The 23547-nt window shown below is 59.0% G+C and carries 31 protein-coding genes; 1 reads left to right on the plus strand and 30 read right to left on the minus strand.

Features of this window, described 5'->3' with window-relative positions; genetic code table 11:
• Positions 1-59: 59 nt before the first annotated feature.
• The 28 genes from rpsM to rpsL all read right to left on the minus strand — a co-directional run bounded on the left by rpsM (position 60) and on the right by rpsL (position 17190).
• Positions 60-428 (minus strand): 30S ribosomal protein S13, encoded by a 369-nt coding sequence (gene rpsM, locus AC0JZ4_RS16290; RefSeq protein ID WP_471887384.1) that lies wholly within the window; start codon positions 426-428, stop codon positions 60-62.
• 245 nt (positions 429-673) lie between these two features.
• Entirely contained in the window at positions 674-1258 is a 585-nt protein-coding gene (locus tag AC0JZ4_RS16295) for an adenylate kinase (RefSeq protein ID WP_471887385.1), read from the minus strand.
• A complete protein-coding gene (secY, locus tag AC0JZ4_RS16300; RefSeq protein ID WP_471887386.1) occupies positions 1255-2595 on the minus strand; it encodes a preprotein translocase subunit SecY in 1341 nt (446 codons plus the stop codon). The genes AC0JZ4_RS16295 and secY overlap by 4 nt, the downstream gene beginning before the upstream one ends.
• Before the next feature lie 225 nt (positions 2596-2820).
• The gene (gene rplO, locus AC0JZ4_RS16305; RefSeq protein ID WP_471887387.1) at positions 2821-3300 is read right to left on the minus strand and encodes a 50S ribosomal protein L15; all 480 of its coding nucleotides are present in this window, start codon (positions 3298-3300) and stop codon (positions 2821-2823) included.
• A 16-nt stretch (positions 3301-3316) separates the two neighbouring features.
• The gene (rpmD, locus tag AC0JZ4_RS16310) at positions 3317-3526 is read right to left on the minus strand and encodes a 50S ribosomal protein L30 (protein ID WP_471887388.1); all 210 of its coding nucleotides are present in this window, start codon (positions 3524-3526) and stop codon (positions 3317-3319) included.
• 14 nt (positions 3527-3540) lie between these two features.
• A complete protein-coding gene (rpsE, locus tag AC0JZ4_RS16315) occupies positions 3541-4110 on the minus strand; it encodes a 30S ribosomal protein S5 (RefSeq protein ID WP_471887389.1) in 570 nt (189 codons plus the stop codon).
• Between the two features lie 139 nt (positions 4111-4249).
• Positions 4250-4612 (minus strand): 50S ribosomal protein L18, encoded by a 363-nt coding sequence (rplR, locus tag AC0JZ4_RS16320; RefSeq protein ID WP_093000497.1) that lies wholly within the window; start codon positions 4610-4612, stop codon positions 4250-4252.
• Positions 4613-4624: 12 nt separating this feature from the next.
• Positions 4625-5158: a 50S ribosomal protein L6 gene (rplF, locus tag AC0JZ4_RS16325; RefSeq protein ID WP_471887390.1), complete on the minus strand. Its 534-nt coding sequence runs from the start codon at positions 5156-5158 to the stop codon at positions 4625-4627.
• A 42-nt stretch (positions 5159-5200) separates the two neighbouring features.
• Entirely contained in the window at positions 5201-5599 is a 399-nt protein-coding gene (gene rpsH / locus AC0JZ4_RS16330; protein ID WP_471887391.1) for a 30S ribosomal protein S8, read from the minus strand.
• Between the two features lie 12 nt (positions 5600-5611).
• Positions 5612-5917, minus strand: a complete 306-nt coding sequence (gene rpsN, locus AC0JZ4_RS16335; protein ID WP_112454897.1) for a 30S ribosomal protein S14 — start codon at positions 5915-5917, stop codon at positions 5612-5614.
• A gap of 33 nt (positions 5918-5950) precedes the next feature.
• Complete coding sequence (gene rplE, locus AC0JZ4_RS16340) at positions 5951-6508, minus strand: 50S ribosomal protein L5 (protein ID WP_471887392.1); 558 nt, start codon at positions 6506-6508, stop codon at positions 5951-5953.
• Positions 6501-6809 carry a 50S ribosomal protein L24 gene (gene rplX / locus AC0JZ4_RS16345; protein ID WP_471887393.1) on the minus strand — a complete coding sequence of 103 codons (309 nt, stop codon included), beginning with the start codon at positions 6807-6809 and terminating at the stop codon, positions 6501-6503. The genes rplE and rplX overlap by 8 nt, the downstream gene beginning before the upstream one ends.
• Positions 6810-6821: 12 nt before the next feature.
• Positions 6822-7190, minus strand: coding sequence for a 50S ribosomal protein L14 (gene rplN, locus AC0JZ4_RS16350; RefSeq protein ID WP_003495199.1), 369 nt, complete (start codon positions 7188-7190; stop codon positions 6822-6824).
• A 244-nt stretch (positions 7191-7434) separates the two neighbouring features.
• The gene (gene rpsQ, locus AC0JZ4_RS16355) at positions 7435-7671 is read right to left on the minus strand and encodes a 30S ribosomal protein S17 (RefSeq protein ID WP_093000491.1); all 237 of its coding nucleotides are present in this window, start codon (positions 7669-7671) and stop codon (positions 7435-7437) included.
• 11 nt (positions 7672-7682) lie between these two features.
• The gene (rpmC, locus tag AC0JZ4_RS16360; protein WP_119939782.1) at positions 7683-7883 is read right to left on the minus strand and encodes a 50S ribosomal protein L29; all 201 of its coding nucleotides are present in this window, start codon (positions 7881-7883) and stop codon (positions 7683-7685) included.
• 12 nt (positions 7884-7895) lie between these two features.
• Complete coding sequence (gene rplP / locus AC0JZ4_RS16365) at positions 7896-8309, minus strand: 50S ribosomal protein L16 (RefSeq protein WP_093000489.1); 414 nt, start codon at positions 8307-8309, stop codon at positions 7896-7898.
• 38 nt (positions 8310-8347) lie between these two features.
• Positions 8348-9085, minus strand: a complete 738-nt coding sequence (rpsC, locus tag AC0JZ4_RS16370) for a 30S ribosomal protein S3 (protein ID WP_471887394.1) — start codon at positions 9083-9085, stop codon at positions 8348-8350.
• On the minus strand, positions 9085-9474 hold the full coding sequence (rplV, locus tag AC0JZ4_RS16375) for a 50S ribosomal protein L22 (protein ID WP_112454902.1): 390 nt from the start codon (positions 9472-9474) through the stop codon (positions 9085-9087). The genes rpsC and rplV overlap by 1 nt, the downstream gene beginning before the upstream one ends.
• Before the next feature lie 2 nt (positions 9475-9476).
• Complete coding sequence (gene rpsS, locus AC0JZ4_RS16380) at positions 9477-9755, minus strand: 30S ribosomal protein S19 (protein WP_112454903.1); 279 nt, start codon at positions 9753-9755, stop codon at positions 9477-9479.
• Positions 9756-9771: 16 nt separating this feature from the next.
• Positions 9772-10605 (minus strand): 50S ribosomal protein L2, encoded by an 834-nt coding sequence (gene rplB, locus AC0JZ4_RS16385; protein ID WP_471887395.1) that lies wholly within the window; start codon positions 10603-10605, stop codon positions 9772-9774.
• Between the two features lie 11 nt (positions 10606-10616).
• Complete coding sequence (locus tag AC0JZ4_RS16390; protein ID WP_112511005.1) at positions 10617-10910, minus strand: 50S ribosomal protein L23; 294 nt, start codon at positions 10908-10910, stop codon at positions 10617-10619.
• Positions 10907-11527: a 50S ribosomal protein L4 gene (rplD, locus tag AC0JZ4_RS16395; RefSeq protein ID WP_471887396.1), complete on the minus strand. Its 621-nt coding sequence runs from the start codon at positions 11525-11527 to the stop codon at positions 10907-10909. Before rplD ends, AC0JZ4_RS16390 begins: the two co-directional genes overlap by 4 nt.
• A 13-nt stretch (positions 11528-11540) precedes the next feature.
• A complete protein-coding gene (gene rplC, locus AC0JZ4_RS16400) occupies positions 11541-12182 on the minus strand; it encodes a 50S ribosomal protein L3 (protein WP_471887397.1) in 642 nt (213 codons plus the stop codon).
• A gap of 50 nt (positions 12183-12232) precedes the next feature.
• Complete coding sequence (rpsJ, locus tag AC0JZ4_RS16405) at positions 12233-12541, minus strand: 30S ribosomal protein S10 (RefSeq protein WP_003507767.1); 309 nt, start codon at positions 12539-12541, stop codon at positions 12233-12235.
• A gap of 314 nt (positions 12542-12855) precedes the next feature.
• Positions 12856-14031 (minus strand): elongation factor Tu, encoded by a 1176-nt coding sequence (tuf, locus tag AC0JZ4_RS16410; RefSeq protein ID WP_471887398.1) that lies wholly within the window; start codon positions 14029-14031, stop codon positions 12856-12858.
• Positions 14032-14128: 97 nt separating this feature from the next.
• Entirely contained in the window at positions 14129-16228 is a 2100-nt protein-coding gene (gene fusA / locus AC0JZ4_RS16415) for an elongation factor G (protein WP_471887399.1), read from the minus strand.
• A gap of 33 nt (positions 16229-16261) precedes the next feature.
• The gene (gene rpsG, locus AC0JZ4_RS16420; RefSeq protein ID WP_471887400.1) at positions 16262-16732 is read right to left on the minus strand and encodes a 30S ribosomal protein S7; all 471 of its coding nucleotides are present in this window, start codon (positions 16730-16732) and stop codon (positions 16262-16264) included.
• Positions 16733-16818: 86 nt separating this feature from the next.
• Complete coding sequence (rpsL, locus tag AC0JZ4_RS16425) at positions 16819-17190, minus strand: 30S ribosomal protein S12 (RefSeq protein WP_003547537.1); 372 nt, start codon at positions 17188-17190, stop codon at positions 16819-16821.
• A gap of 499 nt (positions 17191-17689) precedes the next feature.
• On the opposite strand from rpsL, the gene AC0JZ4_RS16430 reads away from it, so the two are divergent.
• Complete coding sequence (locus AC0JZ4_RS16430) at positions 17690-17980, plus strand: transcriptional regulator (RefSeq protein WP_471887401.1); 291 nt, start codon at positions 17690-17692, stop codon at positions 17978-17980.
• Positions 17981-18067: 87 nt separating this feature from the next.
• Here AC0JZ4_RS16430 and AC0JZ4_RS16435 read toward each other — a convergent pair whose 3' ends face one another.
• Both AC0JZ4_RS16435 and rpoC read right to left on the minus strand, forming a co-directional pair.
• Positions 18068-19147 carry a cytochrome-c peroxidase gene (locus AC0JZ4_RS16435; RefSeq protein ID WP_471887402.1) on the minus strand — a complete coding sequence of 360 codons (1080 nt, stop codon included), beginning with the start codon at positions 19145-19147 and terminating at the stop codon, positions 18068-18070.
• 167 nt (positions 19148-19314) lie between these two features.
• Positions 19315-23523 carry a DNA-directed RNA polymerase subunit beta' gene (gene rpoC, locus AC0JZ4_RS16440; RefSeq protein WP_471887403.1) on the minus strand — a complete coding sequence of 1403 codons (4209 nt, stop codon included), beginning with the start codon at positions 23521-23523 and terminating at the stop codon, positions 19315-19317.
• Positions 23524-23547 lie beyond the last annotated feature (24 nt).

Here is a 23547-nt window from a genome sequence, read left to right on the forward strand (position 1 = left end):
GTAGCCAATAGGCAATGGCAATCACTACTGCCAACTGCCTAAGACCGACTGCCTAGAAATTACTTCTTCTTACCAGCGATAGCCTTCGCCGGACCCTTGCGGGTGCGGGCGTTGGTGTGCGTGCGCTGACCGCGGACCGGAAGGCCACGACGGTGACGCAGGCCACGGTAGCAACCGAGGTCCATGAGGCGCTTGATGTTCATCGCGGTCTCGCGACGAAGATCGCCCTCGACGCGGTAATCGCGGTCGATGGTTTCGCGGATCTGAAGAACTTCAGAATCCGTCAGCTGATGGACGCGCTTCTCAGCCGGAAGACCGACCTTGTCCATGATTTCCTGCGCAAATTTCGGGCCGATCCCGTGAATGTAGGTCAGCGCGATAACAACGCGCTTCGCAGTCGGGATGTTGACGCCAGCGATACGTGCCACGTCTATTCTCCTTGCGTTCCGGTTGCCATCCGGCAAGCGGTACTTCTTCCATGATAGCGGCCCGATCAAGGCCACCAGTTCAACAACACCAAACGAGACAAATCAAAACGACCGGCCCCGGATACCCTTGCGGGACATCCGCGCCAATCGCTTAAATCTGTCGCGAGTTGGCGCGGTGTTTAACGGAATCAGTGGCCGAATGCAACTGTCGGCCCCAAGATTCTTTAACACTCAGATGACGGCTCTCAGAGAGCCGACAGGATCTTTTCGATTTCGGCGGTGACGACGTTCACGTCCGCCATGCCATCGATCGTCTTCAACTGGCCGGTCTGCTCGTAGTGAGCCGACAGAGGCGCAGTCTTTTCGCGATACTCGACCAGACGCTTCTTGAAAGCTTCCGGCATGTCGTCGGCGCGAACCTTGCCGCCGGCGGCGATGGTTTCGGCGACGCGGTTTTCGATTCGGCCCATCAGAGCACCCTCGTCCACCTTCAGTTCGATGACCGCATCAAGCGGGCATCCCTTGTCCTGCAGCATCTTCTCAAGCGCGACCGCCTGAGGCACCGTGCGCGGATAACCGTCGAGAATGAAGCCCTTGGCGCAATCGTCGGCATCGATACGTTCGGCAACGATGGCATTGACGATATCGTCGGAAACCAGCTGGCCGGCATCCATGACGGCTTTCGCCTTCAGGCCGATTTCGGTTTCCGCTTCCTTGGCGGCACGCAGCATGTCACCGGTGGAGAGCTGCGGAATACCGTATCTTTCGGTCAGCAGCTTTGCCTGCGTTCCCTTGCCGGCGCCGGGTGGCCCCAAGAATATAAGTCTCATCGTCCCCTCTTTCCTCCGCGCAGTTTCGACTTCTTGATCAGGCCCTCATACTGCTGCGCAATGAGGTGTCCCTGGATCTGTGCAACCGTATCGAGGGTTACACTGACGACAATCAAAAGCGAAGTACCACCAAGGGCTAATGGTACGCCCGTACGGGCGATCAGAAACTCTGGAAGAATGCAGACGAAGACGAGATAAATAGCGCCGACAACCGTGATGCGGGTAAGCACGTAGTCAATATATTCGGCGGTTCTTTCGCCCGGACGAATGCCCAGGATGAACCCACCGTGTTTCTTCAGATTATCGGCCGTCTCCTTCGGGTTGAAGACGATGGCCGTGTAGAAGAAGGCGAAAAAGGCGATCAGCAGACCGTAGAGCAGCATGAACAGCGGCTGGCCGTGGCCGAGCGACGCGATGATCGCTGTCACCCAGGGGGCCATGTTGGCGCTGTCCGTGAAGCCTGCGGCCGTCGCCGGCAGAAGCAGAAGCGACGAGGCGAAGATCGCCGGGATAACACCAGCGGTGTTAAGCTTGAGCGGCAGGTGCGACGTATCGCCCTGGAACATGCGGTTGCCGACCTGGCGCTTCGGATACTGGATCAGAAGGCGGCGCTGGGCGCGCTCGACGAAGACAATCAGCGCGATGACGCCGATGGCAACGAGGATGACCAGAAGAATCAGGCCCGTCGACAGGGCGCCGGTGCGGCCCAGTTCGAGCGTGCCGGCAAGCGCCGACGGCAGACCTGCGGCAATGCCGGCGAAGATGATCAGCGAGATGCCGTTGCCGATGCCGCGCGAGGTGATCTGCTCACCGAGCCACATCAGGAACATCGTGCCGCCGAGCAGCGTGATGACCGTCGACAGGCGGAAGAACAGGCCAGGATCGTTGACGATCCCCTGCCCGCTTTCGAGGCCGGCTGCGATGCCGTAGGCCTGAAGCGTGCCGAGAATGACCGTGCCGTAGCGGGTGTACTGGTTGATGATCTTGCGACCCGCCTCGCCTTCCTTTTTCAGGGCTTCGAGCGAGGGCACGACGGAGGTCATCAGCTGCACGATGATCGACGCGGAAATATAGGGCATGATGCCCAGCGCGAAGATCGCCATGCGCTCGACGGCGCCACCGGCAAACATGTTGAAGAGACCGAGGATACCGCCAGCCTGGCCGCGGAAGGCCTGCGCATAGGCTTCAGGGTTCAGGCCCGGAAGCGGGATATGCGTACCCAGGCGGTAGACGAGGAGAGCAGCGAGGGTAAACCAAAGCCGCTTCTTGAGATCCTCTGCCTTCGCGAAGGTCGAAAAATTGAGATTGGAGGCAAGTTGTTCCGCTGCAGAAGCCATGCGTTTCTCCGCCCGATCAGCTTTACCGAGGGCGCAATAAGCCTCTTGCGGAAAGCGATCGTAAAATTCTGTTTCGAAAAACCGGGCGCGGAGATTGCGGGAACAATCGGGTGCCTCACCCTGTCTTCATGTGATCAGCGCCCAATGGGGCCGCCAAATCGTGAGGCTCACATATGGACATAAAATCGCCCGGTGTGAAGCTCACCCCGGGCGATTTCAAACGTTTTACTCGGCGGCAGCTTCAGCTGCTTCGAGGAGCTTGATGGACGCACCAGCCTTTTCGATCTTCTCGACGGCAGCCTTGGAGGCACCGGCGACTTCGATCGAAACCTTGGTGGTCAGTTCGCCGTCGGACAGAACGCGAACGCCGTCCTTGAGGCGACGGATGACGCCGGCAGCCTTGAGGGCAGCAGCATCGATCGTTGCCTTCGGGTCGAGCTTCTTGGCATCGATCGCGGTCTGGATACGGCCGAGCGAAACGGTGACGTATTCAGATGCGAAGATGTTGTTGAAGCCGCGCTTCGGCAGGCGACGGTAGATGGGCATCTGACCGCCTTCGAAGCCGTTGATGGCAACGCCGGAACGGGCCTTCTGACCCTTGACGCCACGACCACCGGTCTTGCCCTTGCCGGAACCGATACCGCGACCTACGCGGATACGGTCCTTGGAAGCGCCTTCGTTGTCCTTGATCTCATTCAGTTTCATGGTCAAATCCTCGGTCTCACTTCTCGTCGACGACGCGAACGAGATGCTGGACGGCCCGGATCATGCCGCGAACGGAAGGAGTGTCTTCCAGCGTGCTTTTCCGGTGCATCTTGTTGAGGCCCAGACCAACCAGCGTTGCACGCTGAACGGCCGGACGGCGAATAGGCGATCCGATCTGTTCGACCGTAACCGTCTTTGCTTCAGTCTTCTTCGTAGCCTTAGCCATGTGTCAGACTCCTCTTATTCTTCCGACGCATTGCCGGAAGCGGCGCGGCGCGACTGCAGGGTAGCATACTTGATGCCACGCTGAGCTGCTACGTCCTTCGGATGCACCTGGTGCTTAAGGGCATCGAACGTCGCACGGATCATGTTGTACGGGTTCGACGAACCGGTCGACTTTGCAACGACGTCGTGCATGCCGAGGGTTTCGAAAACGGCACGCATCGGGCCACCGGCGATGATACCGGTACCAGCCTTGGCGGAGCGCAGCAGAACCTTGCCGGCGCCGTGACGGCCGTGGACGTCATGATGCAGCGTACGGCCGTCGCGCAGCGGTACGAAGATCAGGTCGCGCTTGGCAGATTCGGTTGCCTTGCGGATTGCTTCCGGAACTTCACGAGCCTTGCCGTGGCCGAAGCCGACGCGGCCCTTCTGGTCGCCGACGACGACGAGAGCAGCAAAACCGAAACGACGGCCGCCCTTGACGACCTTGGCGACGCGGTTGATCGCGACCAGCTTGTCGACGAATTCGCTATCGCGTTCTTCGCGGTTCTGGCGATCGTTGCCCGAACCTCTTCTTTCCTGTGCCATTGTCCTTTTCCTTTTTCTTTTGCGGGTGGAACGGCAGGTTGCAGATAATCCGGTCTTCCACGAAGGCAGGCCGGAGGGTGCGGAGAAACCGCATTTCGCCCGGCCTCCCCTATCGAAAGGAAGACCGGGCGAAAATTTTTTAGAAGCTCAGACCGCCTTCGCGGGCAGCTTCAGCAAGTGCCTTGATGCGGCCGTGGTAGATGAAGGCGCCGCGATCGAACACGACTTCCTTCACGCCAGCCTTGGAGGCGCGCTCTGCGACGAGCTTGCCAACGGCAGCAGCAGCTGCAACGTCGGCGCCGGTCTTCAGCGACTTGCGCAGATCGACGTCGAGCGTGGAGGCGGCTGCAAGCGTGCGGCCGGCCACGTCGTCGATGACCTGTACGTAGATGTTCTTGGACGAGCGGTGAACCGACAGACGCGGACGGCCGTTTGCGACCTTCTTGATCTGGCGGCGAACACGGCTCGCACGCTTGGTGAGTGCTTCTTTTCTGGTAGCCATGATCGCTCGTCCTTACTTCTTCTTGCCTTCCTTGCGGACGATCCGTTCCTCAGCGTACTTGACGCCTTTGCCCTTGTAGGGCTCGGGACCACGGTATTCGCGGATTTCCGCGGCAACCTGACCGACCTGCTGCTTATTAATGCCGGAGACGATGATTTCCGTCGGCTTCGGCACGGCAATGGTGATGCCCTCAGGGGCTTCGTAGACTACGTCGTGCGAGAAACCGAGCTGCAGCTGCAGGTTCTTGCCCTGCAGGGCTGCGCGGTAACCGACGCCGTTGATTTCGAGCTTGCGCTCGTAACCGTCCTTAACACCCTTGAAGATGTTCTCGATCATCGTGCGGGACATGCCCCACTTCGAACGAGCATCCTTGGTCTGGCTGACCGGGGTGACCGATACTGCGTTGTCGTTGAACTCAACCTTCACTTCGTCGTTGGCAACGAAGAAAAGTTCGCCCTTCGGACCCTTAGCGGTGATCTTCTGGCCTTCGACCGAAGCCGTAACGCCTGCAGGAACCGGAACGGGCTTCTTACCGATACGAGACATTTTGTTGTCCTGTCTGTCCGTTATGGAGATCCTTGCCCAGTCTTAGAAGACCGAGCAAAGAACCTCGCCGCCTACGTTCTGTTCGCGAGCCTGGTGATCGGCCATCACGCCCTTCGGGGTCGAAAGGATGGTGATGCCGAGGCCGTTCGCGACCTGCGGAATGGACTTGACCGAGACGTAAACTCGGCGGCCCGGCTTCGAAACGCGGCCGATCTCACGGATCACGGATGCGCCTTCGTAGTACTTCAGTTCAATTTCGATCTCGGCCTTGCCGTTACCGAAGTCGGTTTCCGTGTAGCCGCGGATGTAGCCTTCAGCCTGCAGAACGTCGAGAACGCGAGCGCGAAGCCTGGAAGCAGGCGTCGTGACGGTCGACTTGCGGCGGGAAGCGCCATTGCGGATGCGGGTGAGCATATCGCCCAAGGGATCAGTCATGGTCATCGAACGATCTCCTTACCAGCTCGACTTAACAATACCCGGCACCTTGCCGAGGTTGCCGAGCTCACGAAGCGCGATACGCGACATCTTGAGCTTGCGATAGAAAGCGCGCGGACGACCGGTGACTTCGCAACGGTTGCGGATACGCGTCTTCGAGCCATCGCGCGGCAGGGAAGCGAGCTTGATAGTTGCCTTGAACCGTTCTTCGATCGGAAGTTCCTGGTTCATGATGGTTGCCTTCAATGCAGCGCGCTTGGCGGCATGGTCGGCAACTGTCTTGCGGCGGCGCTTGTTCTTTTCAACTGCGCTGGTCTTCGCCATATCGTAGTTCCTTTTTAACGCTCGTCGTTACGGTTACGCACGGAACGGGAAGTTGAACTCTTTCAAAAGAGCCCGAGCTTCGTCGTCGTTCGTAGCCGTCGTGCAAACGATGATGTCCATGCCCCACATCTGATCAACCTTGTCGTAGTTGATTTCCGGGAACACAATGTGCTCCTTCAAGCCCATGGCGAAGTTGCCACGACCATCGAAGGACTTCGGGTTCAGGCCGCGGAAGTCGCGAACGCGCGGCAGCGCGATGTTGACCAGGCGATCCATGAACTCGTACATGCGGGCGCCGCGCAGGGTAACCTTCGCGCCGATCGGCATATGTTCGCGGACCTTGAAGCCAGCGATCGAGTTGCGGGCCTTGGTGATGACCGGCTTCTGACCGGCAATCGCAGCCAGGTCGGCAGCAGCAACGGTGGGCTTCTTGGAGTCGGCAGTCGCCTCGCCCACACCCATGTTGATGACGATCTTGTCCATCTTGGGGATCATCATCTCGTTGGCGAAGGAGAACTGCTCCTGCAGCGCGGCACGGATACGGTTGGTGTATTCCGTCTTGAGACGCGGCTCGTAATTAGCTTCAGCCATCGATCACATCTCCCGTACGCTTGGCTACACGCACCTTCTTACCGTCGATGACAGAGAAGCCAACGCGAGTCGGCTTACCGTCTTTCGCGGCAACCGCGATGTTCGACAGATGGATGGATGCTTCCTTGTTGATGATGCCAGCTTCCTGCGTCTGAGACTGACGCTGATGGCGCTTCACCATGTTGATGCCACGGACGACCGCACGGTCTTCCTTCGGCAGAACCTGGAGAACTTCACCGGTACGGCCCTTGTCCTTGCCGGCGAGTACGACGACGTTGTCGCCCTTTTTGATCTTCTGCATGGATCCCGCTCCTTACAGTACTTCTGGAGCCAGCGAGATGATCTTCATGTGGTTCTTGGCGCGAAGTTCGCGCGGAACCGGTCCGAAGATACGAGTGCCGATGGGCTCTTTCTTGTTGTCGATGAGGACCGCTGCGTTGTTATCGAAGCGGATGACGCTGCCGTCGGCGCGGCGGATGTCTTTAGCGGTACGCACAACAACCGCCTTCATCACGTCGCCCTTCTTCACGCGGCCGCGCGGAATAGCTTCCTTGATCGAAACGACGATAATGTCGCCGACCGAAGCGTACTTGCGCTTGGAGCCGCCCAGCACCTTGATGCACATGACACGACGTGCGCCGGAATTATCCGCCACGTCGAGGTTTGTTTGCATCTGAATCATGTCAGGTCGCCTTTTTCTAATGACCGACAACCAGACGCAGATTTGCCCGGTATCGGCTATGAACAGATTTTCAGTGTGCGCGGGATGGGTCTGCCAAGGTGGTTTCCCTGAAAGGGACCTTCCGTGCGCTCAAAGCAAAAGAACGCCCGTTTCCGAGCGTTCGACGCCAGTGGCGTGCTTCATACAGGATTCTCCGCCAGACGCAATAGGCATGCCCATACTCTGGCGGAAATTCCTGATCAGTTTAAGCCTGGGCAGAAATAACCGTCCAGCGCTTGTCCTTGGAGATCGGTGCGCATTCCTCGATGGAAACGACATCACCTACCTTGTACTGATTGGTCTCGTCGTGCGCCTTGTACTTCTTCGAACGGCGAACCGTCTTCTGGAGCAGCGGGTGAGCGAAACGGCGCTCGACGCGGACAACAACGGTCTTTTCGTTCTTGTCGGAAACGACAACGCCCTGCAGAATGCGTTTTGGCATATTATTCTTCCTTAGGCCTTGGCTTCTGCCGCCTTCTGGCGGGCAATGGTTTTCACGCGGGCGATGTCCTTGCGGACTTCGGTGATGCGCGAGGACTTCTCGAGCTGGCCGGTGGCCTTCTGGAAGCGCAGGTTGAACTGCTCTTTCTTCAGGTCAGCAAGCTTGTCCTTGAGCTGATCGGCCGTCAGGCCGCGTACTTCTTCGGCTTTCATCGTGCCTTCTCCTTACTCTGCGATGCGCTGAACAAAGCGCGTCGTGACCGAGAGCTTGGCAGAACCGAGGCGCAGAGCCTCGCGCGCGATTTCTTCCGAAACGCCGTCGATCTCGAACATGATACGACCAGGCTTGACCTTGCAAGCCCAGTATTCAACAGAACCCTTACCCTTACCCATACGAACTTCGGTGGGCTTGGCAGTTACCGGGACGTCAGGGAAGACGCGGATCCATACACGGCCCGCGCGCTTCATATAACGGGTGATCGCGCGGCGAGCCGCTTCGATCTCACGAGCGTTCACGCGGTTCGGTTCCTGAGCCTTCAGGCCGAATTCGCCGAATGCCAGATCAAAGCCGCCCTTTGCGACGCCCTTGATGCGGCCCTTGAACTGCTTGCGATACTTGGTACGCTTTGGCTGCAACATTTTATTACTTCTCCGAGCTTATCTTTCGCCAGCGATAATCAAGCGTTTTCGCGTTCGCGGCGACGATCGCCACGGTCGCCACGTTCACGGCTTGCCGGACCCTGTGCATCGCCTTCCATGGCGCGACGTTCGGAAGCCATCGGATCGTGCTCAAGGATTTCGCCCTTGAAGATCCAGACCTTGATGCCGCAGATGCCGAATGCGGTTTCGGCTTCAGCCGTACCGTAGTCGATGTCTGCACGCAGCGTGTGAAGCGGAACGCGGCCTTCGCGGTACCATTCGGTACGAGCGATTTCCGCGCCGCCAAGACGGCCGGCGCAAGTGATCTTGATGCCTTCGGCGCCAAGACGCATTGCCGACTGAACAGCACGCTTCATCGCACGGCGGAAAGCCACGCGGCGTTCGAGCTGCTGAGCGATCGACTGAGCAACCAGCGTCGCGTCAACTTCCGGCTTGCGCACTTCAACGATGTTGAGGTGCGTTTCCGAGTTGGTCATCGAAGCGATCTTCTTGCGAAGCTTCTCGATGTCTGCACCCTTCTTGCCGATGATCAGACCCGGACGAGCCGAGTGGATCGTGACGCGGCACTTCTTGTGCGGACGCTCGATGACGACCTTGGCGATACCGGCCTGCTTCAGCTCCTGCATGAGGTAAGCGCGGATCTTGAGGTCTTCGTGGAGCAGCTGGCCGTATTCGGCGTTGTCGGCGAACCAACGGCTGTCCCAGGTACGGTTAATGCCGAGGCGGAAACCGATAGGATTGATTTTCTGACCCATTATGCGGCCTCCCCTTTTTCCTCGACTTCGCGAACGACGATCGTCAGATGCGCGAACGGCTTTTCAATGCGCGATGCGCGGCCGCGACCACGAGCGTGGAAACGCTTCATGGTGATCGACTTGCCGACGTAAGCTTCCGCTACGATCAGAGAGTCGACGTCGAGGTCATGGTTGTTTTCAGCGTTGGCGATAGCAGACTCGAGGGTCTTCTTCACCGTGCCGGAGATGCGCTTGCGCGAGAACTCGAGTTCTGCGAGAGCGCGCTCTACCTTCTTGCCGCGGATCATGGCGGCAACCAGGTTCAGCTTCTGCGGGCTGACGCGAAGCGTACGGGCGATCGCCTGTGCTTCGTTGTCCTTCAGCCGGCGTTCGGTCTTTGCCTTGGCCATGATTACTTCCTCTTCGCCTTCTTGTCCGCGCCGTGACCATAGTAGGTACGGGTGGGAGCGAATTCACCGAACTTGTGACCGACCATGTCTTCGTTGACATTGACCGGGATGTGCTTCGAGCCATTGTAGACGCCGAAGGTGAGACCGACGAACTGCGGCAAGATCGTGGAGCGACGGCTCCACATCTTGATCACTTCGTTGCGGCCGCCTTCACGTACCTTCTCAGCCTTTGCGAGAAGATAGCCGTCAACAAACGGACCTTTCCATACTGAACGAGCCATTGAACGACTTCCTCTCTTACTTCTTCACGTGGCGCGAACGCATGATGAACTTGTCCGTGGACTTGTTCGAACGCGTACGCTTGCCCTTGGTGGGCTTGCCCCACGGCGACACCGGATGGCGACCACCGGAGGTGCGGCCTTCACCACCACCGTGCGGGTGGTCGACCGGGTTCATGACGACACCGCGGTTGTGCGGGGTCTTGCCACGCCAGCGGGTGCGACCAGCCTTGCCGTCGTTGATGTTGCCGTGATCCGGGTTGGAAACGGCGCCAACGGTGGCGAGGCAAGAACCCGGAACGAGGCGCTGCTCGCCAGAGTTCAGACGAAGGATAGCCATGCCGGCATCGCGGCCGACGAGCTGTACGTAGGTGCCAGCCGAACGAGCGATCTGGCCACCCTTGCCCGGCTTCATCTCGACGTTATGAACGATCGAGCCAACCGGGATGTACTGCAGGGGCATGGTGTTGCCCGGCTTTACGTCGACAGCCTTGTCGGAAGCGATGACCTTGTCGCCGGCAGCGAGACGCTGCGGAGCGAGGATGTAGGCCTGTTCGCCATCGGCATAGCTGATGAGCGCGATGAACGCGGTACGGTTCGGGTCGTATTCCAGACGCTCGACCGTGCCTTCAACGTCGAACTTGCGACGCTTGAAGTCGATCAGGCGGTAGGTACGCTTGTGACCGCCGCCGATGAAGCGGGCGGTGATGCGACCGAGGTTGTTACGGCCGCCGCTCTTGGAGAGACCTTCCGTCAGCGCCTTGACCGGCTTGCCCTTCCAGAGGCCCGAGCGGTCGACGATGACCAGCTGACGCTGGCTCGGGGTCGTCGGATTGTAGCTTTTCAATGCCATTGTTTCTTACCTCAAAGACCGGTGGAGACGTCGATCGTCTGACCTTCGGCCAGGGTGACGACAGCCTTCTTGACGTCTTTCTGCTTACCGATGAAGCCGCGGAAGCGCTTCGTCTTGCCCAAACGGACCAGCGTATTGACGGCAGTGACCTTCACACCGAAGAGAGCTTCTACGGCAGCCTTGATTTCCGGCTTCGAAGCAGTCTTGGCAACGTTGAAGACGACCTGGTTATGCTCAGACAACAGGGTCGACTTTTCGGTGATCGAGGGAGATACGATCACATCATAGTGGCGAATATCGGTCACTTGAAACGCTCCTCGAGGGCTTCAACCGCAGCCTTGGAAAGCACGAGCTTGCCGCGACGCAGGATGTCGTAAACATTGATGCCCTGAACCGGCAGAACATCGATGTTCGGGATGTTCTGGGCTGCGAGCTTGAAGTTGCTGTCGAGCTCAGCACCGCCGATAACCAGGGCGTTGGTGAGACCGAGCGATGCGAACGTGCCGATCAGAGCCTTGGTCTTTGCTTCGGTCGCAACCAGATCGTCGATGACGATCAGATCTTCAGACTTCAGCTTGGCAGACAGGGCGTGACGCAGGGCCAGAGCGCGAACCTTCTTGGGAAGGTCGAACGCGTGGCTGCGCGATACCGGACCGTGAGCCTTACCACCACCGCGGAACTGCGGAGCGCGAGCCGAATGGTGACGAGCGCGGCCCGTACCCTTCTGCTTGAACATCTTGGCGCCGGTGCGCGAAACTTCTGCGCGGGTCAGCGACTGATGCGTGCCCTGCTGCTTCTTAGCGAGCTGGTAACGGACCATACGAGCGAGGATGTCCTCGCGGGGATCGAGGCCGAAAATCGCGTCGGACAGGGAGACCTTGCCGGCGTCTTTTCCCTCGAGGGTCTTGACGTTGAATTCCATGATAATGGCTCCCTTACTTCGCAGCCGACTTGACGGCGTCGCGAACCACGATCCAGGCGCCCTTGGAGCCGGGGACGGCACCCTTGACGAGAATCAGGCCGCGGTCTTCGTCGGTGGAAACGACTTCGAGGTTCTGGGTGGTAACGCGGGTCGAACCCATGTGACCAGCCATACGCTTGCCCTTCCAGACCTTGCCCGGATCCTGGTTGTTACCAGTCGAACCGTGCGAACGGTGCGACACGGAAACACCGTGGGTAGCGCGAAGACCACCGAAGTTGTGGCGCTTCATGGCGCCGGCAAAGCCCTTACCGATCGTGGTACCGGTCACGTCGACGAGCTGGCCCGCCGTGAAGTGATCAGCCTTCAGCTCAGCGCCGACTTCAATCAGGTTGTCTTCAGAAACGCGAAACTCTACGAGCTTCGACTTCGGCTCGACATTGGCGATGGCAAAGTTGCCACGCATAGCCTTGGAGGTGTTCTTCACCTTGGCAGTGCCTGCACCCAGCTGAAGAGCGACGTAGCCGTTCTTCTCTTCGGTACGGTGAGCAACAACCTGGCAGTTGTCGAGACGCAATACGGTTACCGGGATATGCTCGCCGGCGTCGTTGTAGACGCGGGTCATCCCAATCTTTTGTGCAATTACACCCGAACGCATCGGTTCAATCCTTCTCACTCAGTCTGATGTCCTGGCAAAAAGCCCGGATCTCAGAGCTTGATCTCAACATCGACACCAGCGGCGAGGTCGAGCTTCATCAGCGCGTCCACCGTCTGGGGTGTCGGGTCAACGATATCGAGAAGGCGCTTATGCGTGCGCATCTCGAACTGCTCGCGGCTTTTCTTGTCGACGTGGGGGGACCGGTTAACCGTAAACTTCTCGATGCGGGTCGGAAGCGGAACGGGGCCCCGGACACTTGCTCCGGTGCGCTTCGCCGTCGACACGATCTCGCGCGTAGAAGCGTCGAGAATACGGTGATCGAATGCCTTAAGGCGAATGCGGATATTTTGGCCGTTCATTCGACGTTATCCTTGTTTTCTGTTCTCCCGAAACCAAACGTAATGGCACGGGTTGTTCGTTTACCTAAGGCGGATCACCGGTTTCAAAGATCGAAGAGGACACCGCAACTGCAGGCATCCCATTCCAGTCTTCAGGCCCGAAGGCCCACCTTAAATTTCTGTTCAATTTCCTGAATCGCATAAGCGAAGCAGGCGCAAATCGCGCTTGCGCGCCATTTGCTATGTTTTTGTGTCATAAGCAAGTCGCAATACGCCACTTGCTTAAAAAAAATTGAAGCGGGCGGCATCCGAAGATACCGCCCTGCCCTTATCGATTACTCGATGATCGAGGCTACGATGCCGGCGCCGACGGTACGGCCGCCTTCGCGGATAGCGAAGCGCAGCTTTTCTTCCATCGCGATCGGAACGATCAACTCAACCTGAACCGTGACGTTGTCGCCCGGCATAACCATTTCCGTGCCTTCCGGCAGCGAAACGATACCCGTCACGTCCGTCGTGCGGAAGTAGAACTGCGGACGGTAGTTGGTGAAGAACGGCGTATGACGGCCGCCTTCTTCCTTCGTCAGGATGTAGGCTTCAGCCATGAACTTCTTGTGCGGCTTGACCGAACCCGGCTTGCACAGGATCTGGCCACGCTCGACGCCGTTACGGTCAACGCCGCGAACGAGAGCGCCGATGTTGTCGCCAGCCTGGCCCTGGTCGAGCAGCTTGCGGAACATTTCAACGCCGGTAACCGTCGTCTTCGAAGTGTCCTTGATGCCGACGATTTCGACTTCTTCGCCAACCTTGACGACGCCGCGCTCGACGCGACCGGTCACAACCGTACCACGGCCGGAGATCGAGAACACGTCTTCGATCGGCATCAGGAACGGCTGGTCGATCGGACGCTCAGGCGTCGGGATGTAGGCGTCGACCTGGGCCATCAGTTCGCGAACGGCATCTTCGCCGATCGTCTTGTCCGAATCGTTGAGGGCGGCCAGAGCCGAACCCTTGACGACCGGAACGTCATCGCCCGGGAAGTCGTAGGACGACAGAAGTTCGCGAACTTCCATTTCGACCAGTTCGAGAAGTTCAGAGTCGTCGACCTGGTCGACCTTGTTGAGGAACACGACCAGAGCCGGAACGCCAACCTGACGGGCAAGCAGGATGTGCTCGCGGGTCTGCGGCATCGGGCCGTCGGCAGCCGAGCAAACCAGGATCGCGCCGTCCATCTGCGCAGCACCGGTGATCATGTTCTTGACGTAGTCGGCGTGGCCGGGGCAGTCAACGTGAGCGTAGTGGCGGTTCGCGGTCTCGTATTCGACGTGAGCCGTCGAGATGGTGATGCCACGCGCCTTTTCTTCCGGAGCAGCGTCGATCTGGTCGTACGCCTTGAACTCGCCGAAGAACTTCGTGATCGCTGCCGTCAACGACGTCTTGCCGTGGTCAACGTGACCAATCGTGCCGATGTTGACGTGCGGCTTGTTACGCTCAAACTTGCTCTTTGCCATTGCAGGCTCTCCATTTTATGTGGGCCGTTTCACGCCCTAATTCTTGTGTAATCGCCCCGGTGTTGAGACCGGGGCGTAGTCTGGTGTCGTATTCCGATTACTTCTGACCGGAATACTTAGCCTGGATTTCGGTCGCGACGTTCGACGGAACCGGTGCGTAGTGATCGAAGGTCATCGAGTACTGCGCGCGGCCCTGCGACATGGAGCGCAGGTTGTCGACGTACTTGAACATGTTCGCCAGCGGAACGTGTGCGTTGATGACGATCGCGATGCCGCGCTGTTCCTGGCCCTGGATCTGGCCACGACGCGAGTTCAGGTCGCCGATAACGTCACCGACATAGTCTTCCGGCGTTACGACTTCGACCTTCATCATCGGCTCGAGAAGCTGTGCACCAGCCTTCTTGGCTGCTTCGCGGAAGCAGGCACGCGATGCGATTTCGAAGGCGAGAACCGACGAGTCGACGTCGTGGAATGCGCCGTCGATGAGGGTCGCCTTGACGCCCAGCATCGGGAAGCCAGCCAGCGGACCGGAAGACAGAACGCTTTCGATACCCTTCTGAACGCCCGGTACGTATTCCTTCGGAACAGCACCGCCGACGATCTTGGATTCGAACAGGAAGTCTTCGCCATCCGGGTTCGGTTCGAAGATGATCTTGACGCGCGCGAACTGGCCGGTACCACCGGACTGCTTCTTGTGCGTGTAGTCTTCTTCGTGCTGACGCGTGATGGTTTCGCGGTAGGCAACCTGCGGAGCACCGACGTTGGCTTCAACCTTGAACTCGCGACGCATACGGTCAACGAGAATGTCGAGGTGAAGTTCGCCCATGCCGGCGATGATCGTCTGGCCGGATTCCTGGTCGGTCTTGACGCGGAACGACGGGTCTTCAGCAGCGAGGCGATTGAGCGCGAGGCCCATCTTTTCCTGGTCGCCCTTGGACTTCGGCTCGATCGCGATCTGGATGACCGGCTCGGGGAATTCCATGCGCTCGAGGATAACCGGCTTCAGCGGATCGCAGAGCGTATCGCCAGTGGTGGTTTCCTTGAGGCCTGCCAGAGCAACGATGTCGCCTGCGAAGGCTTCTTCGATGTCTTCACGCGAGTTCGAGTGCATCTGCAGCATGCGGCCGACGCGCTCGCGCTTGTCCTTGACCGTGTTCATGACCGACGAACCCTTTTCGAGCTTGCCGGAGTAGATACGGGTGAAGGTCAGCGAACCGACGAAGGGGTCGTTCATGATCTTGAACGCCAGCATCGAAAGCGGCTCGTTGTCGTCAGCGTGACGCTCGATTTCGGCTTCGGTCTTGAAGTCGATACCCTTGATGGCAGGGATGTCCATCGGCGACGGCAGGTAATCGACAACGGCGTCGAGAAGCGGCTGAACGCCCTTGTTCTTGAAGGCAGTGCCGCAGAACATCGGGTGGAACTTGACGTCGATCGTGCCGCGGCGAACCAGTTCACGGATCTTGTCGTTGTCCGGCATTTCACCGTTCAGGTAGGCTTCCATTGCCTCTTCGTCGATTTCGACGACCTGTTCGATCATCTTCTCGCGATATTCGGCAGCCTTTTCCTTCAGGTCGTCCGGGATCTCGACAACGTCCCATGCAGCGCCGAGCGATTCGTCGCGCCATACGAGAGCATTCATCTCAACCAGGTCGACAACGCCCTTGAATTCGGTTTCTGCACCGATCGGCAGCTGCATGACGACAGCGATCGCGCCCAGACGGGTCTTGATCATTTCGACCGAGCGGTAGAAGTCCGCACCGGTCTTGTCCATCTTGTTGCAGAAGATCATGCGCGGAACGTTGTACTTCTCGGCCTGACGCCAGACGGTTTCCGTCTGCGGCTCTACGCCTGCGTTGGCATCGAGAAGAGCAACCGCACCGTCGAGAACGCGCAGCGAGCGTTCGACTTCAATGGTGAAGTCGACGTGGCCGGGGGTGTCGATGATGTTGAAGCGGCGCTTCTTGCCATCGCGACCGGTCCAGAACGTGGTGGTGGCAGCAGAGGTGATCGTGATGCCACGCTCCTGCTCCTGCTCCATCCAGTCCATGGTGGCGGCGCCGTCATGGACTTCGCCGATCTTGTGCGACTTGCCGGTGTAGTAAAGAATACGCTCGGTGGTCGTGGTCTTACCGGCGTCGATATGCGCCATGATACCGAAGTTGCGGTAGTCTTCGATTTTATATTCGCGAGCCATAATGACTGCCTTTCGAAATTCGATCGGTTAAGATTACCAGCGGTAGTGCGAGAATGCGCGGTTCGCGTCTGCCATCTTGTGCGTGTCTTCACGCTTCTTGACGGCCGAGCCACGGTTGTTTGCGGCATCCATGAGTTCGCCGGAAAGACGATCGATCATGGTGGTTTCGTTGCGCTTGCGGGCAGCAGCGATCAACCAACGGATCGCGAGGGCCTGGCGACGTTCCGGACGCACGTCAACCGGAACCTGATAGGTCGCACCACCGACGCGGCGCGAGCGAACTTCAACATGCGGCGCGACATTGTCGAGCGCCGAATGGAAGATTGCCAGCGGCTCGGACTTGGCCTTGCCCTGCACGACGTCGAACGCGCCGTAAACAATGCTTTCAGCTACGGACTTCTTGCCGTGGAGCATGATGGCATTCATGAACTTGGTGACGATCAGATCGCCGAACTTCGGGTCCGGGTTGATCTCACGCTTCTCTGCACTATGGCGTCTGGACATACTACTCGTCTCTCAAACGTTATGGGCGCTTTATCACGCGGAGAACCTCGCGCAGCGCCAAATTGATAGCTCTCAGTATCCGAAGATTACTTCGGACGCTTTGCACCGTACTTCGAACGGCGCTGCTTACGGTTCTTGACACCCTGGGTATCGAGAACGCCGCGGATGATGTGGTAACGAACGCCCGGCAAGTCCTTTACGCGGCCGCCACGGATCATGACGACAGAGTGTTCCTGCAGGTTGTGGCCTTCACCCGGAATGTAGCCGATGACTTCGAAGCCATTGGTCAGACGGATCTTGGCAACCTTACGCAGAGCCGAGTTCGGCTTCTTCGGGGTCGTGGTGTAGACGCGGGTGCAAACGCCGCGCTTCTGCGGGTTTTCCTGCAGAGCAGGAACCTTATTGCGCTTTACGTTTGCCTGACGCGGCTTACGGATCAGCTGGTTTACGGTAGGCATATACCCATCCCTTGCAAAATCTTCTTCAAAGGCCCCTCAAGGGACCTCGCGATGCCGTTTCCGGCTACGATACGCACATTCCCCATGCACAAACGTGGCCCGATCCCAATACGGATGGACCACGGAAGACAGAGGACGCATTCTTCATGCGTCGTGCGTACAGCATTATTGTAGTCTACGTGCGTTTTTGGATGCCTGTTTGAGACGAACTCCAGAGCTTAGGACACTCTGGACGCACTAGCCTCACATGGCTTCCGATGCGGGGGCGTTTACTGTCTTAACGGTTCTGCGTCAAGGCCCGCCCCGGAAATAATGGCCGCAAGCCCGGTTTCGCGGGCTTTCGACGAGATGCTTCAGACGGCCGACAACGCTTTGGTAACGATTGCCGCGCTGGCCGGGAATTGTGTTTGGGAATCGCCGCTGCGCAGTCTATGGGAAGATGGAACCTTACGGCCAGCGGCGTCTTGGCCTCAAGACAACCGCTATTCAGGAGACTATCATGATTTCACCCGCCGACAACGACAATAGCGACGACCCGATGGTTTTCATCATCATCGGCAAGGGATACGAGAGCAAGGGCGGCGAAGGTGTGGAACTGCACATCATGCTGCGCGCCGCAGATGACGATTCTGCCGTACGCGAGGCGCTCAACGCGCTTTCAGAAGAAGGCTTCTTCGAAGCCGATCTCGACCAGATCGGCGTGATGCAGGAAGAGCCGCCGGAGGAACCGCATGCTTCCGCCTATCAGGGCGCGCTCGAAGGTGAAGTGGCGATCATCCGCTTCGACTGACCGATCGGAAATCCGCGCCGCGACATCCGGCGCGGGCCTTCCCTTGACGGCCGCCTCCCCTGCTGACCGGCTTCCATCGCGCAGGTGCTATCTTGCCGCGGGGATGATCTGGCTAACCGGGCGCGGCGTCGCGGCGGTCTCTGGCGGAAGGACAGGATAGCTGATGTCCGGCATTCTGCCGGTCAGGCTTTCCAGGAAGGCCACGATCAGCTCGACCTCCCCTTCCTCCAGTGTCTCGCCGAGTTGCGCCGTACCCATGATGGCGACAGCCTGTTTCAAATCCCAGACCTTGCCGGAGTGGAAGTAGGGCGCGGTGAGCGCGATGTTGCGCAAGGGCGCGGCGCGGAAGACATAGCTGTCATCCGCCGTGTTGGTGACGGCAAACCGGCCCTTGTCGTTTTCGGGCAGCACGTCGGCGCCGGGCTTCTCGATCAGGCCGAAGGGATAATAGCCCTCGCCGCCGACATTGACGCCGGCGTGGCAGGAGGCACAGCCCTTGTCTATGAACAATTGCAGCCCCTGCCCCGCCTGCGCGGTCAACGCCGCATCGTCGCCATTGAGAAATGCATCGAACGGTGCGGGGGTGATCAAAGTCGCCTCGAAGGCCTCGATCGCCCTGGCGAAATTGTCGAAGGTCACGGGATCGGCCTCATCCGGAAAAGCCGCCTCGAACCATTCGACATATTGCGGCATGGATTTGAGCGTCGCGACGACCTGCCCCGGCGTGTTGGCCATTTCGACGCCAGCCTGAACCGGTCCCTTGGCCTGCGCCTTCAGGTCCTCGGCGCGGCCATCCCAGAACTGGGCAATATTGAAAACGGCGTTGAGCGCCGTCGGCGCGTTGCGCGGCCCCTTCTGCCATCCGTGACCGATCGAGGTCTCCAGGTTGTCGTCGCCGCCGGTTGCCAGATTGTGGCAGGAATTGCAGGAAAACACGCCGGATGCAGACATGCGCGGATCAAAGAACAGCGCCTTGCCGAGCGCGATCTTTTCGGCGGTGATCCTGTTGTCCTTCACCGCCGGGACTGTCGAGGGCAATGGTTTGAACAGGTCCTGCGCCTGCTGCCTGAGATCGGCAGGATGGCTCGCCGCCGAAACCGTGTCGGCGGCATGGCCCGCGGTCGTCAGCAGAAGACAGGCAGCCATTGTTGTCAGGATGCGTTTCATTCGAGCCTCCATTCATCATCGAACGGCGCCCAGTTTAGAACTACTCCAATTCATCGCATTGCGCAGGATCAAGCCCAGAGTTGTGCAGGCATAAACAAAAGACGCCCGGATTGCTCCGGGCGTCTTTAAATCTCCGATCGGAAAGCGGCCGAGGCCGCTTGCCTGCCTTATTCGGCAGGCGTGTTTTCCGGGTTCATGTCCTGAAGCATCGGCGTGGCGGACCCCGAACCGGTGCCCTTCTTGCGCTCGTCCAGGATCAGATCGTCGCGCGTCGTGGCGATGCGGCGGATCTGCGTCATGGTGCCACCGGTACCGGCCGGGATGAGGCGGCCGACGATGACGTTTTCCTTCAGACCCTGCAGAGTATCCGTCTTGCCCGCGATTGCAGCTTCCGTGAGAACCTTGGTGGTTTCCTGGAAGGATGCAGCCGAGATGAAGGACGGCGTCTGCAGCGATGCCTTGGTGATGCCGAGAAGAACCGGCTCGCCATAGGCAGGCTTCTTGCCCACTTCGATCAGCTGATCGTTCATGTCTTCCAGCTCGATCCGGTCGACATTGTCACCGACGATGTACTGGCTGTCGCCGGCATCGGTGATCTCGACCTTCTGAAGCATCTGACGAACGATGACCTCGATGTGCTTGTCGTTGATGACAACGCCCTGCAGACGGTAGACTTCCTGGATTTCGTTCACGAGGTAGGAAGCGAGTGCTTCCACGCCCTTGATCGCCAGGATATCGTGCGGCGCCGGGTTACCGTCGAGGATGTAATCACCCTTTTCGATATAGTCGCCTTCCTGAAGGTGGAAGGGCTTGCCCTTCGGGATCAGGTACTCGACCGGTTCGACACCGTCTTCCGCCGGCTCGATCATGATGCGACGCTTGTTCTTGTAGTCGCGGCCGAGGCGGATGGTACCGTCGATCTCAGCGATGACGGCGTGATCCTTCGGACGACGCGCTTCGAACAGTTCGGCAACACGCGGCAGACCACCGGTGATGTCCTTGGTCTTGGCGCTTTCCATCGGAATACGCGCCAGAACGTCACCCTGCGAGACCTTGCTGCCCGGTTCTACGGACAGAATGGCATCGACGTTGAGGTGGAAGCGAGCTTCGCCACCACGTGCCAGCTTCATGATGTTGCCGGACGCGTCCTTGATGACGATCGCAGGCTTCAGGTCGACACCGCGCGGCGTGGAACGCCAATCGATGACCTGACGCTTGGTGATGCCGGTGGCTTCGTCGGTCGATTCCGTCACCGAGATCGCATCGACCACGTCCTCGAACTGAACCGTACCGGCGACTTCCGTCATCATCGGACGTGTGTAGGGGTCCCACTCTGCAAGGCGCTGACCGCGACGAACCTTGTCGCCGTCATCGACATTGAGCTTCGAACCGTAGGCCACACGCTGCGAAGAACGCTCGACACCACGCTCATCGAGAATGGTGATCGACATGTTGCGGCCCATCGCGACAAGCACGTTGTCGGAGTTGCGCAGCATGTTGCGGTTCTTGATGGCGATCGTACCTTCGTACGAGGCTTCCAGGAACGACGAGTCGACCACGTTTGCGGTACCGCCCAAGTGGAAGGTACGCATGGTGAGCTGGGTACCCGGCTCACCGATCGACTGCGCCGCGATGACGCCGACTGCTTCGCCCATGTTGACCGGCGTACCGCGAGCAAGGTCACGGCCGTAGCAGATCGAGCAGACGCCCGTCTGGACTTCGCAGGTCAGTGCGGAGCGAATGCGGATCGACTGGATGCCAGCCTTCTCGATTTCGATGACATCCGGCTCAAGGATCATCTTGCCGGCATCGACGATGCGCTCACCCGTGACCGGATGATCGATGTCGTCAAGAGCCGTACGACCCAGGACGCGGGTACCGATCGAAGCAACGACCTGACCGGCATCGACGATGGCGGTCATGGTGAGGCCGCTTTCGGTGCCGCAATCCACGAGGTTGACGATGCAATCCTGCGCCACGTCGACGAGACGACGGGTCAGGTATCCGGAGTTCGCCGTCTTCAAGGCGGTGTCTGCGAGACCCTTACGGGCACCGTGGGTCGAGTTGAAGTACTCGTTAACGGTCAGACCTTCCTTGAAGTTCGAGATGATCGGGGTCTCGATGATCTCGCCCGACGGCTTGGCCATGAGGCCGCGCATGCCGCCCAGCTGACGCATCTGGTTCGGAGAACCACGAGCACCCGAGTGCGACATCATGTAGATGGCGTTCATCGGCTTCTGGCGGTTGGTTTCCGGATCGAACTCGACGGCCTTAATGCGGGCCATCATGTCTTCGGCGACCTTCTCGGTTGCCTTGCCCCAGGCGTCAACGACCTTGTTGTACTTCTCGCCCTGAGTGATCAGGCCGTCGTTGTACTGCTGCTCGTATTCCTTGACCAGCGCTTCGGTGTCGCCAACGATCTTCTCCTTGGTGTCCGGGATGATCATGTCGTCCTTGCCGAACGAAATGCCAGCCTTGCACGCATGGGTGAAGCCGAGCTGCATGATACGGTCGCAGAAGATGACCGTGTCCTTCTGACCGCAATGACGGTAGACCGTATCGATCATCTTGGAGATGTTCTTCTTGGTCATTTCCTGGTTGCAGGTGTCGAACGGCACCTTGAAGTTCTTCGGCAGAAGTTCGCCGATGATCATGCGGCCAGGGGTCGTGTCATGGATCTTGGAAACCGGCTTGCCGTCTTCGTCGACCGTCTTGAAACGGCCCTTGATCTTGGCATGCAGGGTGACGACCTTGTTTTCCAGAGCATGGTGCAGTTCGCCCATGTCCGAGAAGACCATGCCTTCGCCCGGCTCGTTCTGGTTCATGATCGACAGGTAGTACAGGCCGAGAACCATGTCCTGCGACGGAACGATGATCGGTGCACCGTTGGCCGGGTGCAGGATGTTGTTCGTCGACATCATCAGGACGCGGGCTTCGAGCTGAGCTTCAAGCGACAGCGGCACGTGAACGGCCATCTGGTCACCGTCGAAGTCGGCGTTGAAGGCCGTGCAGACGAGCGGGTGCAGCTGGATGGCCTTGCCTTCGACCAGGATCGGTTCGAAGGCCTGGATGCCCAGGCGGTGCAGCGTCGGTGCGCGGTTCAGCAGAACCGGATGCTCGCGGATGACCTCGTCGAGGATATCCCAGACTTCCGGCTTTTCCTTTTCGACCAGCTTCTTGGCCTGCTTGACGGTGGACGAGAAGCCCTTGGCGTCGAGGCGGGCGTAGATGAACGGCTTGAACAGTTCGAGCGCCATCTTCTTCGGCAGGCCGCACTGGTGCAGCTTCAGTTCCGGACCGGTCACGATGACCGAACGACCGGAATAGTCGACGCGCTTGCCGAGAAGGTTCTGGCGGAAGCGGCCCTGCTTGCCCTTGAGCATGTCGGACAGCGACTTCAGCGGACGCTTGTTGGCGCCGGTGATGACGCGGCCACGGCGGCCGTTGTCGAACAGCGCGTCCACAGATTCCTGCAGCATGCGCTTTTCGTTACGGATGATGATGCCCGGAGCGCGCAGTTCGATCAGGCGCTTCAGACGGTTGTTACGGTTGATGACGCGACGATAGAGATCGTTCAGGTCAGACGTCGCGAAGCGGCCGCCATCGAGCGGAACCAGCGGGCGCAGGTCCGGCGGGATGACAGGAACGACCTTCATGATCATCCATTCCGGGCGGTTGCCGGATTCGATGAAGTTCTCGACGATCTTCAGGCGCTTCATGAACTTCTTCTGCTTCAGTTCAGAAGTCGTTTCAGCAAGCTCGGCACGCAGGTCGCCGGCGATCTTTTCGAGGTTCATCGATGCCAGCATCTCGTAGATGGCTTCGGCGCCGATCATGGCCGTGAACTGATCTTCACCGTATTCGTCGATGGCGATCATGTACTCTTCTTCGGAGAGAAGCTGGTTCTCCTTGAGAGCAGTCAGGCCCGGCTCGGTGACGATGTAGTTCTCGAAATAGAGAACGCGCTCGACATCCTTCAGCGTCATGTCGAGCAGGGTCGAGATGCGCGACGGAAGCGACTTGAGGAACCAGATATGGGCAACGGGAGCGGCGAGCTCGATATGGCCCATGCGCTCGCGGCGAACGCGCGACAGCGTGACTTCGACGCCGCACTTTTCGCAGATGATGCCCTTGTACTTCATGCGCTTGTACTTGCCGCACAGGCATTCGTAATCCTTGATCGGGCCAAAGATACGGGCGCAGAAGAGACCGTCGCGCTCAGGCTTGAACGTACGGTAGTTGATGGTTTCCGGCTTCTTGATCTCGCCGTAGGACCACGACAGGATTTTTTCCGGCGATGCGATCGAGATACGGATCGAATCGAAGTGCTGTGCCGGCACCTGCGGGTTGAAAAGGTTCATGACCTCTTGGTTCATGCCTGTCTCCTTGATGGGGCTCAA

The organism is [Rhizobium] kunmingense, assembly GCF_977018605.1.

Bases quoted from the DNA above. Each gene is read 5' to 3' on its own strand.
- AC0JZ4_RS16295 (WP_471887385.1), bottom strand. From the start codon at position 1,258: ATGAGACTTATATTCTTGGGGCCACCCGGCGCCGGCAAGGGAACGCAG.
- secY (WP_471887386.1), bottom strand. From the start codon at position 2,595: ATGGCTTCTGCAGCGGAACAACTTGCCTCCAATCTCAATTTTTCGACC.
- rplO (WP_471887387.1), bottom strand. From the start codon at position 3,300: ATGAAACTGAATGAGATCAAGGACAACGAAGGCGCTTCCAAGGACCGT.
- rpmD (WP_471887388.1), bottom strand. From the start codon at position 3,526: ATGGCTAAGGCTACGAAGAAGACTGAAGCAAAGACGGTTACGGTCGAA.
- rpsE (WP_471887389.1), bottom strand. From the start codon at position 4,110: ATGGCACAGGAAAGAAGAGGTTCGGGCAACGATCGCCAGAACCGCGAA.
- rplR (WP_093000497.1), bottom strand. From the start codon at position 4,612: ATGGCTACCAGAAAAGAAGCACTCACCAAGCGTGCGAGCCGTGTTCGC.
- rplF (WP_471887390.1), bottom strand. From the start codon at position 5,158: ATGTCTCGTATCGGTAAGAAGCCCGTTCCGGTTCCTGCAGGCGTTACG.
- rpsH (WP_471887391.1), bottom strand. From the start codon at position 5,599: ATGACCATGACTGATCCCTTGGGCGATATGCTCACCCGCATCCGCAAT.
- rpsN (WP_112454897.1), bottom strand. From the start codon at position 5,917: ATGGCGAAGACCAGCGCAGTTGAAAAGAACAAGCGCCGCCGCAAGACA.
- rplE (WP_471887392.1), bottom strand. From the start codon at position 6,508: ATGGCTGAAGCTAATTACGAGCCGCGTCTCAAGACGGAATACACCAAC.
- rplX (WP_471887393.1), bottom strand. From the start codon at position 6,809: ATGCAGAAGATCAAAAAGGGCGACAACGTCGTCGTACTCGCCGGCAAG.
- rplN (WP_003495199.1), bottom strand. From the start codon at position 7,190: ATGATTCAGATGCAAACAAACCTCGACGTGGCGGATAATTCCGGCGCA.
- rpsQ (WP_093000491.1), bottom strand. From the start codon at position 7,671: ATGCCAAAACGCATTCTGCAGGGCGTTGTCGTTTCCGACAAGAACGAA.
- rpmC (WP_119939782.1), bottom strand. From the start codon at position 7,883: ATGAAAGCCGAAGAAGTACGCGGCCTGACGGCCGATCAGCTCAAGGAC.
- rplP (WP_093000489.1), bottom strand. From the start codon at position 8,309: ATGTTGCAGCCAAAGCGTACCAAGTATCGCAAGCAGTTCAAGGGCCGC.
- rpsC (WP_471887394.1), bottom strand. From the start codon at position 9,085: ATGGGTCAGAAAATCAATCCTATCGGTTTCCGCCTCGGCATTAACCGT.
- rplV (WP_112454902.1), bottom strand. From the start codon at position 9,474: ATGGCCAAGGCAAAGACCGAACGCCGGCTGAAGGACAACGAAGCACAG.
- rpsS (WP_112454903.1), bottom strand. From the start codon at position 9,755: ATGGCTCGTTCAGTATGGAAAGGTCCGTTTGTTGACGGCTATCTTCTC.
- rplB (WP_471887395.1), bottom strand. From the start codon at position 10,605: ATGGCATTGAAAAGCTACAATCCGACGACCCCGAGCCAGCGTCAGCTG.
- rplD (WP_471887396.1), bottom strand. From the start codon at position 11,527: ATGGAATTCAACGTCAAGACCCTCGAGGGAAAAGACGCCGGCAAGGTC.
- rplC (WP_471887397.1), bottom strand. From the start codon at position 12,182: ATGCGTTCGGGTGTAATTGCACAAAAGATTGGGATGACCCGCGTCTAC.
- rpsJ (WP_003507767.1), bottom strand. From the start codon at position 12,541: ATGAACGGCCAAAATATCCGCATTCGCCTTAAGGCATTCGATCACCGT.
- tuf (WP_471887398.1), bottom strand. From the start codon at position 14,031: ATGGCAAAGAGCAAGTTTGAGCGTAACAAGCCGCACGTCAACATCGGC.
- fusA (WP_471887399.1), bottom strand. From the start codon at position 16,228: ATGGCTCGCGAATATAAAATCGAAGACTACCGCAACTTCGGTATCATG.
- rpsG (WP_471887400.1), bottom strand. From the start codon at position 16,732: ATGTCCAGACGCCATAGTGCAGAGAAGCGTGAGATCAACCCGGACCCG.
- rpsL (WP_003547537.1), bottom strand. From the start codon at position 17,190: ATGCCTACCGTAAACCAGCTGATCCGTAAGCCGCGTCAGGCAAACGTA.
- AC0JZ4_RS16430 (WP_471887401.1), top strand. From the start codon at position 17,690: ATGATTTCACCCGCCGACAACGACAATAGCGACGACCCGATGGTTTTC.
- AC0JZ4_RS16435 (WP_471887402.1), bottom strand. From the start codon at position 19,147: ATGAAACGCATCCTGACAACAATGGCTGCCTGTCTTCTGCTGACGACC.
- rpoC (WP_471887403.1), bottom strand. From the start codon at position 23,523: ATGAACCAAGAGGTCATGAACCTTTTCAACCCGCAGGTGCCGGCACAG.